9 protein-coding genes are annotated in these 13,795 nt (G+C 62.2%); 4 read left to right on the top strand and 5 right to left on the bottom strand.

Features of this window, described 5'->3' with window-relative positions; genetic code table 11:
- Positions 1–34: 34 nt before the first annotated feature.
- Positions 35–1,393, bottom strand: a complete 1,359-nt coding sequence (gene xseA / locus CHEID_RS07410) for an exodeoxyribonuclease VII large subunit (RefSeq protein ID WP_273661039.1) — start codon at positions 1,391–1,393, stop codon at positions 35–37.
- Positions 1,394–1,476: 83 nt separating this feature from the next.
- Here xseA and CHEID_RS07405 point away from each other — a divergent pair, with 83 nt between their 5' ends.
- Positions 1,477–2,493, top strand: coding sequence for a 4-hydroxy-3-methylbut-2-enyl diphosphate reductase (locus tag CHEID_RS07405; protein ID WP_112768785.1), 1,017 nt, complete (start codon positions 1,477–1,479; stop codon positions 2,491–2,493).
- A 71-nt stretch (positions 2,494–2,564) separates the two neighbouring features.
- Here CHEID_RS07405 and CHEID_RS07400 read toward each other — a convergent pair whose 3' ends face one another.
- The 4 genes from CHEID_RS07400 to CHEID_RS07385 form a co-directional block, all read right to left on the bottom strand.
- Positions 2,565–3,866 (bottom strand): DUF6542 domain-containing protein, encoded by a 1,302-nt coding sequence (locus CHEID_RS07400; protein WP_146743815.1) that lies wholly within the window; start codon positions 3,864–3,866, stop codon positions 2,565–2,567.
- Positions 3,867–3,877: 11 nt separating this feature from the next.
- The gene (locus CHEID_RS07395; RefSeq protein ID WP_112768783.1) at positions 3,878–5,449 is read right to left on the bottom strand and encodes an AI-2E family transporter; all 1,572 of its coding nucleotides are present in this window, start codon (positions 5,447–5,449) and stop codon (positions 3,878–3,880) included.
- 140 nt (positions 5,450–5,589) lie between these two features.
- Positions 5,590–5,742 carry a methionine/alanine import NSS transporter subunit MetS gene (gene metS, locus CHEID_RS07390; protein WP_112768782.1) on the bottom strand — a complete coding sequence of 51 codons (153 nt, stop codon included), beginning with the start codon at positions 5,740–5,742 and terminating at the stop codon, positions 5,590–5,592.
- A gap of 2 nt (positions 5,743–5,744) precedes the next feature.
- Positions 5,745–7,295, bottom strand: a complete 1,551-nt coding sequence (locus CHEID_RS07385) for a sodium-dependent transporter (protein ID WP_238599227.1) — start codon at positions 7,293–7,295, stop codon at positions 5,745–5,747.
- 471 nt (positions 7,296–7,766) lie between these two features.
- Between CHEID_RS07385 and ychF the strand changes: the two genes are divergently transcribed.
- Genes ychF through CHEID_RS07370 form a run of 3 tightly spaced genes read left to right on the top strand, consistent with a single transcriptional unit; the run spans position 7,767 to position 13,702 of the window.
- A complete protein-coding gene (gene ychF, locus CHEID_RS07380) occupies positions 7,767–8,870 on the top strand; it encodes a redox-regulated ATPase YchF (protein WP_112768793.1) in 1,104 nt (367 codons plus the stop codon).
- Entirely contained in the window at positions 8,867–10,723 is a 1,857-nt protein-coding gene (locus CHEID_RS07375; RefSeq protein ID WP_112768780.1) for a site-specific DNA-methyltransferase, read from the top strand. Before ychF ends, CHEID_RS07375 begins: the two co-directional genes overlap by 4 nt.
- A gap of 3 nt (positions 10,724–10,726) precedes the next feature.
- Complete coding sequence (locus CHEID_RS07370) at positions 10,727–13,702, top strand: type III restriction-modification system endonuclease (protein ID WP_112768779.1); 2,976 nt, start codon at positions 10,727–10,729, stop codon at positions 13,700–13,702.
- Positions 13,703–13,795: the final 93 nt, after the last annotated feature.

Raw genomic sequence — 13,795 nt, 5'->3', positions numbered from 1 at the left:
AGGGGTGGGGGTGTGCGATTCGGCAGTGATCGGGTTAGGTCCGACTCGGCGGGGAGGATGTCTCCTCTGGCGCATGTGGCCCATCTGGCGTGGCACCGTGGGCGGGATTGACCGCCATGGCAGCCGCAGTGATGGAGCCGTCCTGCACCCGGATCCGCAGTTGGCTTCCGGGGGAGACTTCGTCAATGGTCGTGACCACTTGGGGCCCGCTGCCGTCGCGAGGGACTACTTGCATTACGGCGTAACCGCGGGCGAGGGTCTGCGCGGGCCCTAGCGCATTGACTCGCGACTTCAGGTGGCTGATCTCTGCGCGCCGTTCGCGAACCGCGAGCTGGAGAGCCCGGTCCATGCGTCCAGCGGCAGTGCTGATGAGCTCCCGTTGCTGGGTGACGGGCAGGAGGGGATCCGCGAGTACGGGTCGGGAGCGGATGGTGGCCAGGTGCTGGCGTTCGTTGCGCACCCACCCAGTGAGCGCCCCGGCGGATCGGTCGCGCAGTTCCAGAAGCAACTGCCGTTCTGCTCGCACATCTGGGACGACCCGCTTAGCCGCGTCCGTCGGCGTGGCCGCGCGAAGGTCGGCCACGTAATCCAGCAATGGGTTATCCGGTTCGTGCCCGATGGCGGAGACGACGGGTGTTTTCAGTCCGGATACGCACCGGATGAGCGCTTCTTCGGAGAAGGGCAGGAGGTCCTCCACGGAGCCGCCCCCGCGGGCGACGATAATGACGTCCACCTCGGGGTCCTGATCTAGTTGGGCGAGGGCTGCGGTAACTTCCGGAACCGTATTGGGACCCTGTACTGCCGTGTTGACCACCAAGAACTGGACGTTCTTCCAACGATCCCGGGCCACGCTGAGCACATCTCGTTCGGCGGCAGAACCGCGCCCGGTGATGAGCCCCACCCGGCGAGGTAAGAAGGGCAGTTGGCTCTTTATCCGGTCGTCGAACAGCCCTTCTGCGCCCAGGGCGTGCTTGAGCCGTTCGATCCTCGCCAGTAGTTCCCCCACTCCGACGTGGCGGATTTCCGTGACCCAGAGAGAGAAGCTGCCCCGTCCCGCGTAGAAGGCGGGTTTGCCGTACACGATGACACGATCGCCGTTTTTCGGCGGCGTACTCATGTTCCGCAGCGTGCTGGAGCTGACGGTCACGGGAACGGATTCTTCCCGGTCCACATCCCGCAGCGTGATGTAGGACAGCTTCCACGTGTTCTTGTAGTTGACCTGGGTGATCTGTCCCTCGACCCACAGGAAGCCCAGGCGCTCGATCCACTTCTTGATCTTGCCGTTGACTTGCGTGACCGGCCAGGGGGAATCAGCACTGTTGGGGGGTCCGGCTGGTTTGTTCGAACCTGCGGGGCCCCCCGAACCCGCGGCTGACGATGCGGATGCTGTCATAATGACCCAGTGTAAAGGGGCCCCGGGACATCGCTGGCTGCACGGCGCTCTGGGGCAGGTTGCCCGTCGGTTACGATGGGCGCATGACTTCGCCCACCATGACCGATTCCGGGACGTCCCCAGGCACGAAGAAGGTGTACCTCGCAGCACCGCGCGGTTACTGCGCGGGCGTGGACCGAGCCGTGGAGACCGTGGAGAAGGCCCTGGAGAAGCACGGAGCACCGCTGTATGTGCGCAAGGAAATTGTGCACAACAAGCACGTCGTCAAGACGCTCGAGGAAGAGGGGGTTATTTTCGTCGACGAGGCCGACGAAATTCCTCGGGGGGCCAATGTGGTGTTTTCCGCCCACGGTGTCTCTCCTGCGGTGCGCGCCCAGGCCAAGGCTCTGGAACTTCGGACGTTCGACGCCACCTGCCCGCTCGTGACGAAAGTGCACCACGAGGTCACGCGTTTCTCGAAGCAGGGCTACCAGATCGTTCTCATCGGCCACCACGGCCACGAAGAGGTGGAGGGGACTGCGGGGGAGGCCCCGGATGTGGTGCACCTCGTGGATGGGCAGGAGGATGTGGACGCACTGGACTTTCCCCCGGACACGAAACTCATTTGGCTATCCCAGACCACGTTGTCCGTGGACGAGACGATGGAGACCGTACGGATGCTGCGGGAAAAGTACCCCCACATCCAGGATCCGCCGTCCGATGACATCTGCTACGCCACCCAGAATCGCCAGGTAGCGGTCAAGGCCATTGCTCCCAAGGTGCAGTTGCTCATCGTTGTGGGATCCCAGAATTCCTCCAACTCCCGCCGATTGGTGGAGGTCGCCGAGCAGTACGGCGCCGACCGGTCGTACCTGGTGGACTACGCCAATCAGGTGGATCTGGCCTGGTTGGAGGGGGTGGATTCCGTGGGGGTCACTTCTGGTGCCTCCGTACCGGAGATCCTTGTTCGCGGGGTTCTGGAGCTGCTGGCCGAGCAGGGCTTCGACACCGTCGAGGAAGTCACGACAGCCACGGAGGAGTTGATCTTCTCCCTTCCCCGCGAGTTGCGCCCGGCCCGGACCTCCCGGGCCGCGAACGACAACCCCTGCAACACGCAGTAACTGCCCGGGGCAGGAACGATAGCACCAGCTCCGACACGTGAGAGTTACACGGCCCCTTCAGGCCGAGGAGTTTAGTCCACGTAATGCCGGGGGGAGCGCCGACGCTGTGCGGGATATTGGCTCAGTGGCCGGGGCAACTCGGATTCAGTTCGCTGCGCGCGCACGGCGTGGGATTCGGATTCACCAGCCCGGCCCGCGCGCTGCTCTGCGACCGGTTTGGGCTCCGGGATGGGGAACGTGGGACGAGTCGTGGCCGGTTCTACCCCGGTGTAGGCGGACAGCGGGGTGGTCCGCCGGTAGGGAGCCGATGCGGCGGAATCCTCGGAGCCACCCCGGGACGCTGCGGTTCTACTTGAAGCGGCGCTGTCATAAGAGAAACTCACCGAGCGCGTTCCCCCAGAACTACGGTTCGCCGACTCCTCGGCGGAGCGCCCAGAGTGAGGGCGCCGTGCCGCGTCCCGCGCAGAGCGGCCGACCCCCCTGGAGTGCCTACCAGTGTTCTCCTCGGGATCGTGTCGGGTGTGGGCGGAGCGGTTGTTCCTTCGGGGTTGCTGGTCCCGCGCGTGCCTCTCGCCCGATTCGCGCTCCGGCATCTCGTGCCGTGGTCGGCGAACCGCCGTAGCTCCCGCACTGTCACGCCGACTGGACTGTCGGCTCGGCGCCGAGCCGGTCCCGAGGCCGCTGCGCCGGGCATCCCGGTTCGCTCGCAGTCGACGTTCCGGTGCCTCAGTAGTCTCCCGGGAGGACTGGGCCTCGCGTATCCGGGCAACGCGCAGGGGTTTTTCGGCGGAGGCGTTCAGCGGCTCCCGTGCACCCTCCCGGCGGTGCCGGACGCGACGAGCATTCTCCTCATTGGCGGAGTTAGCTTCCTTTGTGCGCTGCCGGGCGACGCGCTCTCGGTGTTGGCGTCGAGCCAAATTATCGCGGTATAGCCACCACCGCGCCCATGCCAGAAGAATGCACAGCAACAACGGGAACAGCAGCCACAAATAGTGGACGATCGCGGGATAGGTGGCCATGACCACCCCCGTCTTGCCGCCGACCGCGCGTTTGGAGCCGGAAGACACGATGATGCCGATGGCCACGGATCCCAGAAAGAAGTACAAGGGCAGCGCGGCCACGGTGAGGAAGAGCCCGCGTGGTTCCACCAACAGGGTGCAGGCCAGCGCGGCGACGGCGAAGATCACGAAATAGGCGGTCGGCGTCTGCCCGGTGTTCCACGCCAGCACCACCCCCGTAATGATCACGGCGAGCATGACCAACACGGGCGCCCACACGGGGAAGAGCTTGCCGCGTACACTTTCCCCGGCGGGTCCGCGACGGGAAACGGACCCGTGGGCGGCACCTCGGCGAGAGTGAGACGTAGCTGACATGGGAGGCAATGTTACTTGGAGTTGTCCCGCCGATGGCTGAGGAGGCTGGCGAAACCGCCTATCTCTTTAGAATTTCCCGCGCCCGAAGTGGATCGGCGCGCTTGCCATCGTTTGGCGGCCTGCTCGCTTTGGGCTCCGGACAGGGTCCCGGCGGTGGTGACGAAATTGATGTCCTTCGTGGTGCGCTCGCCGGTGGATAGATCGGTGAGATCACCCAGGTAGCGCAGGACCACGGTGATCATCGCGGCGGCGGGCACGGCGAGGAAGGCTCCAATGATGCCGAAGAGGGTGCCGCCGATAGTGACGGAGAGGAGCACGATAACGGGGTGAATGTTCATCGCGCGGGCCTGCAGCCAGGGCTGCAGCACGTTGCCCTCGAGCTGTTGAACGGCCACGACGAGCAGGAGGACCAGCAGCGCGGTGGTGACGTCGTTGGCTACCAGGGCGATGAGCACGGACAGGGTGCCGGCGACGAAGGCCCCGACCATGGGGATGAAGCCGGCGAAGAAGGTCAGCACGGCCAGCGCGCCGGCAAGCGGCACGCCGAGGAGGACGAGCCCGCCGCCGATGAAGAAGGCGTCGATGAAGCTGACCAGCGCCTGGGTGCGGATGAAGCCGCCGAGGGTCTGCCAGCAGCGGGTGAGAACTTCCGTAAGATGCCATCCCACGCGCCGGCCGGTCACCCGCCGGACCATGGGCAGGAACTTCTCCCCGTCCTTGAGGAAGAAGAACGTTAGCACCAACATCACAACAAGGGTGACGGCCACGGAGGTCGCTGCGGATGCGCCCGCCGCTACCTGCGAGGCAATCATGCCGCTGCGGCCCTGAATCCACGTCACGCCCTGGTCCACGGCGTTGTTGAGCTGGCGGTCCTGGATGTTGAACGGAGGACCTTGCAGGAACTCCTGCAGTTTGCGGACCCCGTCCACTCCCTGGTCCACTAGTTGCTTGCCCTGGTCCACGGCGGTGGTGCTGATCCAGGTGAACACTCCGACGATGAGGGCAAAGAAGCCGAGGATCGTGAGGATCACGGCCAGGGCGTTAGGTAGCTTTGCCCTGCGCAGGGTGCGCACCGCCGGCCAGAGGACGGTGCAGACGATGATGGACAGCAGCACGGGCAGAATGCCGACCCACAGCTTGCTCCACACCATCGCGAAGACGTATCCCGCGATGGCGATGATGAGAAAACGCAAGCACCATCCGGCGAACCATCGACCGGCGGCGCCGATGACCTCCGCACGGTCGCGTAGCTCCGGTCCGAGGCCGTGGGCGTCTGACTTCTCCAGGGTGTCATCGTCCGGTTCAGCGGAATCCTCGGTGAGGGAGGCGGCGACGAGCTCCTCTGTGTCGGTGGAGGGGTTTTCGTGGCTGGGCCCGCTGCCGGTGTCGGAGGGGATGCCCGCTGGAACGGCGGGGGCTGCCTCCGTGGCTGCTGGGTACGCATCGGAGGGGATCGGGTTGGGGGCGTCTGGGAGAGAGGCGGCGGAATTGTTGGGTTCCGAGCCGGTCAGGAAATCGGCGAAATCCCGATGTCCCTCGGCTCCGGCGGCGTGGGATTCGCGGCCTGAGTCTTTAGCGTTCATCGGGGTCCATTGTGCCCTAAAAGTTTTGGGCGCCGTTAACCGCGATGGGACGTTTAGTGGCCGGAGAGCGATTCCTCTGGGGATGGGGCGGTGATGTCGCCGCGAGGGGCGGGGCTGTGTCCCTTGGGACAGGGAGGCGACTAGATTAGTGAGGCGTCGTCCGTTCCTGGGGTGGTTCCCAATTCACCAGTCTGATCATCAGAGGTGCGGGCCAGTAAAATGCTACTGACAACAAGCCCACCCCAAATGACGACAATGAATAGGGCCATCATGGCAATTGCTATGGCGGTCATGATCACTCTTTCTGCGCTGCGGTCTCGGTGGTGGATTGGGGGAGCAGGTGGTTCGGTTCATCTGCCGGTCGCCCGTGCTGGGGTACGCCGTAATTGGATCCGACGACGCCATCAACCGATTGTTGGCGATGGAAAGGAATGACGCTGAGCACCATCGCAGCCACAACAATGACGGCAATGACCATCCACCCGTACAAGCTGAGGCTGGCGGAGGCGTAGTCCTCGTAGGGTTCGCGCAGCAGGCCGCGGATCTCGTTGATGACGGTGTAGAGAAGCACCAGTGGGGTGAGGATAAAGGTGCAGAATTGCCACACTGCACCCACGCGGACGGAGGACACGGCATTGAGGTGTTGCTGCAGTTCGCGACGGCGGTTGAACACCCACCCGGTGGCGACGAGTGAGAGGATAGCGGCGCAGACGATACCGATGTTGTTGGTCCACTTGTCCATAATGTCTAGCGCAATGAGGCCGCTGGTGCTTGCGAATAGGGCGACCGACAGGATGCCCATGATCGTGCCGAGAGCGATGGCCGTAGTGCGGCGGCTGGTGTTGAGTTTGTCCCGGACGGCGGAGAGCACGACTTCCATCAGCGAGATAAGGGAGGTGATCCCCGCGAGGAAGAGCGAGACGAAGAAGAGGACACCAAATAGGCCGCCGAGGGGCATCTCGTTGATGATGGTGGGGAAGGCGATGAAGGCCAGTCCCACCCCGTTGCTGGCGACGTCCTTGACGGCAACTCCTTGCTGGTTCGCCATAAACCCGAGTGCGGCGAAAACACCGATTCCGGCGAGAACCTCGAAGGAGGAGTTCGCAAAGGCGGTGACCATCCCGGTGCCGGTGAGGTTGGTGCGGGGTTTGAGGTAGGAGGCGTAGGTCGTCATGATCCCGAAGCCGATGGACAGGGAGAAGAAAATCTGGCCGTACGCAGAAATCCACACGCCAGTGTCTTTCAGGGCGGACCAGTTCGGGTGGAAGAAGGCCTCCAAGCCGGTGGACGCGCCGTCCAGAAAGAGCGCCCGGATCACAATGACGACGAACAACACCACCAGCAGCGGAACGAAGACGCTGGTGACTTTCCCGATGCCCTTGTTCACATCGGTAGCGAGGGTGACGGTTGTGAGGATCCACACGAGCACCATTGTTATGAGGATGGGGACAACGTAGTTCGTGCTGAAGGTGTGGGTCTTGTCCACCTGCAGGAAGTCCGACATGAGGTAAGTGGATGGGTCCGAACCCCACGCTTTGGAAACGGACTTGACCGCGTAGAGCGCCGCCCACGCGACGATCGCCGCGTAATAAAGCGTGATGAAGAAGGCCACGCCCACCTTGATCCAGCCGATAAACTCTCCGCTGCGGTTGATGCGGCGGTAGGCCAAAGGTGCGGAAGCCCGATAGCGGTGGCCCACGGCAAAGTAGAACCAGAGCAGGGGGATACCGGCGGTCAGGAGGGCAACGAGGTAGGGAATGAGGAAGGCTCCACCGCCGTTGTCGTAGGCCACGTAGGGGAACCGCCAGATGTTTCCGAGGCCGACTGCGGAACCGATCGCGGCCATAAGGAACACGAAGCGAGTGTTGAACTGCTCCCGTCCACCGGTGTTTTTCGGGCGACGGTCGGTGACCGTTTGGGGTTGGTCGGTGGTTGGTGAGTACTGGTCGGCGGTCGCTGGGTGCTGGTCCGATGGGTTGGGCGTGGGCTGAGGCTCGCGCGGTGGGGTCATAGGGGAAGCATCTTCTCTAGTGGGAGACGGGGCCAGTACCGAGCCGAACTGGGGAAGATCGGCGGCGGTTGATACGTCAAAACTATAAGCACCAACCAGGGCGCTGCCAAGGCTGATGCAGTTTCGTCGTGGCCAGGTGTTTCGACGATGGGTGGACGGATTGGAACGTGCTCGACGGAGAGGAGCGCCGGCTGCGACTGAAGATTGGGGCTAAAGCTGAGGCAAAGTGGGAAAGGGGTGTGGAGCTGGCCGGGGGATTAGGGGGAGCAGGGGGAGAACGTCTCGGCGCGCGTTAGGATGAGCGACGTGACTTTAACTCTCGGAATCGTCGGTCTGCCCAATGTCGGTAAGTCCACCTTGTTCAACGCCCTGACCCGCAACGATGTATTGGCCGCGAACTACCCGTTTGCCACCATCGAGCCGAACGTCGGCTTGGTGGAACTGCCTGACCCGCGCCTGACCCGCCTGGCCGAGATCTTCAACTCGGAGCGCATCCTTCCCGCCACGGTGTCTTTCGTGGACATCGCCGGCATCGTCAAGGGCGCTTCGGATGGTGAAGGAATGGGCAACGCCTTCCTCGCCAACATCCGCGAGGCGGACGCGATCTGCCAGGTTGTCCGTGCTTTCTCCGATGACAACGTGATTCACGTGGATGGCCGGGTCGATCCCGCGAGCGACATCTCTGTGATCGAGACCGAGCTCATCCTCGCCGACCTGCAGACCATTGAAAAGGCTCTGCCGCGTTTGGAGAAGGAAGCCCGTAAGAATAAGGAGATCGCCGAGCAGGTCGAGGGTGCCAAGACTGCCCAGACGATCCTCGAGGATGGCCGCACGCTGTCCTCTGCCGCCACCAACGGTGAGATCGACCTGGCGAGCGTCCGCGATCTTCATCTGATGACAGCCAAGCCCTTCCTGTACGTGTTCAACTCCGACGAGTCGGTGTTGCTCGACGACGCCCGCAAGGACGAACTTCGCCAGCTCGTCGCTCCGGCTGACTGTGTGTTCCTGGACGCGGCGACGGAGGCCGAACTGCTGGAGCTCGACGACGAGGAAGCCGCCGAGCTGCTGGAATCGGTGGGGCAGACGGAGCCGGGCTTGCAGACGCTGGCCAAGGCGGGCTTCGAGACTCTGGGGCTGCAGACGTACCTGACGGCTGGCCCGAAGGAGTCCCGTGCGTGGACGATCAAGAAGGGCTCCACCGCCCCGCAGGCCGCGGGCGTGATCCACACGGATTTTGAGCGCGGCTTCATCAAGGCCGAGATTGTGTCCTTCGAGGACCTGGATGAGGCGGGCTCCATGGCGGAGGCTCGGGCTCACGGCAAGGTCCGCCAGGAGGGCAAAGACTACATCATGGCCGACGGCGACGTGGTGGAGTTTAGGACGGGTCTTACGTCTGGAGGTAGGAAGTGATCAGGGACGCGCACGACGCGAACGAGACAACGAAGCCAAACGACTTCGAGCTGGCACGCCTCCGCGCGGCCCTGCCCGAGTACTTCGGCAAGGACGGCGACTTCAGGCTCGACCGCCTTCAGGAGGCGCTCAGTTCCGCGGACGTGTCGATGACGCGGGAAGGCTATGAGCTCAAGTTCCTGGGGAAGTCGTACGCCAAGTACCTGACCTCGACGCGGACCGAGACGGTGGTGGTACCCGACCTTGAGCACAACGCCGAGGCGACGAACGCTGAGTCGGAGAACCTGTACATCGTCGGGGACAATCTCGACGCGCTGAAGCATCTGCTGGGGTCGTACGCGGGCAAGGTGAAGTGCATCTATATCGATCCGCCGTACAACACTGGTTCCGATGGCTTCGTCTACATTGATGACTTCAGCTTTACCGCGAAGGACCTGGTTGAGAAGGTGGGTCTTGACGAGGACGAAGCCGAGAGAGTGATAGCCCTCCAGGGCAAGTCGTCGCACTCCGCGTGGCTTACGTTCATGTACCCGCGGCTTGAGCTCGCGAAGGAACTACTCGCGGATGACGGCGTCATTTTCATTAGCATCGACGACCATGAACAAGCCAATCTCCGCAATTTGTGCGACGAAGTGTTTGGCGAGAGTTCTTTCGTCGGGACACTGGTTCATCAGCGGGCAAAGGGTGGTGGAATGGCAAAGCACTATGTTAAGGGCCACGATCTTATCCACGTCTATTCGAAATCGGTCAAAGAATCGGCCCCCCGGCTCTCTCGTCCAAAAGTTGTTCAGGGTCACGTTGTCTCCCGCGATGGACGCGATTATCTTCGAGATGATGATGTGTTGCGCAAGAAGTTTGGTAAATACGATAAGGGGGTCGAGCGGCGTTGTCTGTATGAAGAGATTCTCGAGTATCACAGCGAAGCCAAGAAGCGCGAAATCGATCGCCGGATAGAGGCTGGGGAGCTGGTTCTCGAGCCGTTCCGGGACACCGGTAGACATGTAATTGTTGAATATAAGCCGATCGATGAAATGTCTTCGGCGCTCTACTCGCTACTTCCGATCGTTCAGTACCTGCCCGATGGTCGCCTCGATGAACTCGGTCTGTCGCGCCATTTCACGTATCCGAAGCCAGTCGAACTGGTGAAGACCTTGATTAGATCTGTGACCCCCAAGGGCGACCGCCCACTGGTCATGGACTTCTTCTCGGGTTCTGCGACCACTGCAGATGCTGTGATGCAACTCAATTCGGAAGATGACGGAGATCGTCGGTGTATTTCGGTTCAGATTCCCGAAGCTGTCGACGCCGATTTCGAAGATCGGCATGTCTTCGCAACTGTCGACGCTGTTGGTCGTGAGCGCATCAAACGTGCCGCAGATAATATCCGGAATGATTCGCAATTTGACGTCGATTATGGGTTCAAGCTTTTTCGTTTGGAAAAGCCGAGTGCAAAGACACTCGATCAGCTTCAGTCCTTCGATCCGAATGAGGACGGCGTGTTGCTTGCCGGTGACTTCGTATCCAAGTTCGCTTCCAACGGGACGCCCGGGTCCCAGGTCGCGCTTTCCACTTGGCTCGTTCAGGATGGATTCGGCCTGACGCCCACAGTGAACGCCGTGGAGCTCGACGAGTATAAGCTCCAGGTCTGCGAGGACTCCGGTTACGTCATCGAGCCGGGACTCGATAGTGACGACGTGATGGCGCTCGTGGCCAAGCTCGAGGCCGGTGAGCTCGATCTGAAGCGTCTCGTCGTTTTCGGGTACTCCGTGCCGTTCTCGGTCATGCACGAGCTGAGGCAGAACCTCAAGTCGCTCCGGTCAGGTCAGGTCGTCTCCGTAATCGAGCGGTACTGATCCATGCAGATCCGACTTCAAACGCTGGAGCACCAGCAGCGTGCGCTGAATGCGCTGACCCGCGTATTCAAGGACGTGGAGCTCGACGCCAGTACGCCGCCCGAGGCGAACATCGCGTTCGACCCCGCTGATTCGCAGATTCGCGAGAACATCAATGCGATTCAGTCCGGAATAGTGGAGGGGATCGCTGCGATCCCTCGTCCATGGCGGGGACATGTGGATGACGGCGTGCTCGGGGTCGACGCCAAGATGGAGACCGGCACCGGCAAGACCCTGGTCTACACGCAGCTCATGTATGAACTAAACCGGCTCTATGGCTTCACGAAGTTCATCCTTCTTGTGCCCTCGACCCCGATCAAGGAGGGGGTAAAGGCATTCATCCGATCGGACTATGCGCGCAAGTACTTCGCTGACTCGTACGGGCCACAGATGGAGCTGCGCCTCGACGTCCTCGACCCGCAGAAGCGGTCGAAGGGGCGGAAGATGATGCCGAACTCCGTCGTCAACTTCGCGCATGGCTCCCGCCTGTCGCCTGGTCGCATGTCCGCTCTCCTCATGACTGACGGCATGCTGCAGTCGAAGAAGACTATGGCGTTCAACTACGACCAGACGGTGCTCGGCACGGCCAGCGTCCCGTACGAGGCGCTCCGAGAGACTCGCCCCATCGTCATCATGGATGAGCCGCACCGCTTCCGACGCGACAACAAGGCGTATCAGACGCTCATCGACGAGATCCAGCCTCTGGCGGTCTTCCGCTTCGGCGCGACGTTCCCGGAGCTCGGCAAGACGGGAAAGACCGACTACAACAACCTCGTGTTCAACCTCGGTGCCGTCGAGTCATTCAACGAACAGCTGGTCAAGGGCGTCCAGGTCCAGTACCCGCAGGACAGCAGCAGCGACACAACTCGACTGAAGCTCACGAGTCTCTCCGCGCGCAAGCCGAAGCAGGCCACGTTCCAGAACATTGGCACGGGGAAGTCCCTCACCTTCGATATGGGGGAGTCCCTCGGCATCGCGGACGGTGCATTCGCGGGCATCACGATCGAAGGAATCGGCAAGACCGAGAATCCGACGATCAAATCCGGCGTCACGCTTTCCAACGGTCAGACGCTGGGTACAGGGGACATCCTCTCGGCCCGGGTCTACTCGGACACCTATCAGAGCCTGATGATGCGGCAGGCACTCGACAACCACTTCGAAACCGAGTGGGAGAACTTCCGCCGCTCGTCCAGGGTCAAGACCCTCACCTTGTTCTTCATCGACTCGATCGAGTCCTATCGCGGCAGCGACGGTTCGAAGGGGCACCTCAGGCAGCGCTTCGAGGAGCTCCTCATCTCACGGCTCACCGCCGAGATCGAGAAGCGTGAGGGCGACTCCTCGCCCGTCGCCAAGGAGTACGTCGCCTACCTGCGCGCGTCGCTCGCTGACGTCGAAGCGACGAACGGAGGATACTTCTCCGCGGACAACTCCACCACCGACGAGGCTATCCAGCGCGAGGTCGACGACATCCTCCGCAACAAGGAGGCGATGCTGTCCTTCGAGACAGCGAGCGGCGAGCCGAACACTCGCCGATTCCTGTTCTCGAAGTGGACGCTCCGTGAGGGTTGGGACAACCCGAACGTGTTCCAGATCGTCAAGCTCCGGTCGTCCGGATCGGAGATCTCGAAGCTCCAGGAGGTGGGCCGTGGCCTCCGGTTGCCCGTGGACGCGAAAGGCACGCGTCGCGCGGGCGAGCAGTTCTACCTCACCTACCTCATCGACTACACGGAGCAAAAGTTCGCCGAGTCTCTCGTCGACGAGATCAACTCCGACGTCGCCGTGGGCCCAGCCAAGGTTAAGGAGCTACTGCCCAAGGTCGCCGACGAGCTCGGCAAGACGGAGACGGAACTCTTCATCGAGCTCCTGCAGCAGGGGCTCGTCGATCCCGACAAGAACGTCGTACCGGGGCGCGAAGATGACCTGTTCGCTGCCTACCCCGCGTTCAACAAGACGGGCCTGAAGCCTGACAAGGTGGTGAAGGGAAATCAGAAGGTTAAGGTCGGCATTCGCTCCGAGCGGTACTCCGCGCTCAAGGACCTCTGGGAGACGCTGAACGCCAAGTACTACCTCCGCCTCGACGAGCTCGCGGCCGGCGAGATCGATGAGTGCATCGACGAGGTGCTGGGCGCTGATATCTACCGGCAGGAGTTCGGTCGATTCGCGCAAGATGTCGTCGTGCAGGCTGACGAGGGCTCGTCCCTGGAGGTTCGGACGGAGACGAAGAAGGTCTTCAACGCAACCGAGACGATGCCGTACGGCGACTGGCTGAAGCGTGTCCGTGCTCAGACGGGACTGCCGATCGATCGTGTCCACGCGGGGCTCGTCCGCCTCGACGCGAAGAAGAGCCTCCCTGCCGACTTCTTCAACAAGGCGACCCTGCATGAGTTTGTTGCTGGGTTCACGGAGTGGATGGAGCGTAACTACCTCGAGCGGTTCACGTACTCGAAGATCGAGGGGCTCGTACTCGGCACGGAACTCACCGATGCAGATGGTGCCCCGCTCGAGAGCATCACGCAGGGTAACATCGGCGTCTTCCGCGACGACAAGGCCATCGTGCCGGACAAGTTCCTGTACGACGCGTTTGTGTACGACTCGCCGAAGGAGCATGACACGATCCGCGACTCCAAGCTCGATGAAGTCCTCGTCTTCGGGAAGATCCCACGCCGGTCGATCAAGGTGCCCCTGTACTTCGGCGGCACCACTAGCCCGGACTTCATGTACGTGCTCAAGCGCGATGACGGTGGGTTGTCACTCAACTTCATCGTTGAGACCAAGGACGTCAAGAAGCGCTCCGACCTGAGAGAGGGTGAGAAGCTCAGGATGGTGGCGGCACGGCGTTTCTTCGAGTCGATGAGCTCTGGGGGAATCGAAGTCACGTTCCGCGACCAAGTGCAGCGTGACGATATCGCCGCATTGATCAAGCAGGTCTTGGCCGGGTGAGTCAACTCATGGCACAGGTGTGAGGATGATGCCGTCGTGTGCAAGCGGGGGACACTTAACGAGGCGATAGTCTGAGGGGGATGGAGCCTATTC

It is taken from the genome of Corynebacterium heidelbergense, from assembly GCF_028609845.1.
Taxonomy (GTDB): Bacteria; Actinomycetota; Actinomycetes; order Mycobacteriales; family Mycobacteriaceae; genus Corynebacterium; species Corynebacterium heidelbergense.
The sequence above is the reverse complement of the archived record's forward strand: the minus strand, read 5'-3'. Positions and strand labels throughout refer to the sequence as shown.

Coding starts and splice junctions, on each gene's coding strand:
- xseA (WP_273661039.1), bottom strand. CDS start 1,393: ATGACAGCATCCGCATCGTCAGCCGCGGGTTCGGGGGGCCCCGCAGGT.
- CHEID_RS07405 (WP_112768785.1), top strand. CDS start 1,477: ATGACTTCGCCCACCATGACCGATTCCGGGACGTCCCCAGGCACGAAG.
- CHEID_RS07400 (WP_146743815.1), bottom strand. CDS start 3,866: ATGTCAGCTACGTCTCACTCTCGCCGAGGTGCCGCCCACGGGTCCGTT.
- CHEID_RS07395 (WP_112768783.1), bottom strand. CDS start 5,449: ATGAACGCTAAAGACTCAGGCCGCGAATCCCACGCCGCCGGAGCCGAG.
- metS (WP_112768782.1), bottom strand. CDS start 5,742: ATGACCGCCATAGCAATTGCCATGATGGCCCTATTCATTGTCGTCATT.
- CHEID_RS07385 (WP_238599227.1), bottom strand. CDS start 7,295: ATGGCCGCGATCGGTTCCGCAGTCGGCCTCGGAAACATCTGGCGGTTC.
- CHEID_RS07370 (WP_112768779.1), top strand. CDS start 10,727: ATGCAGATCCGACTTCAAACGCTGGAGCACCAGCAGCGTGCGCTGAAT.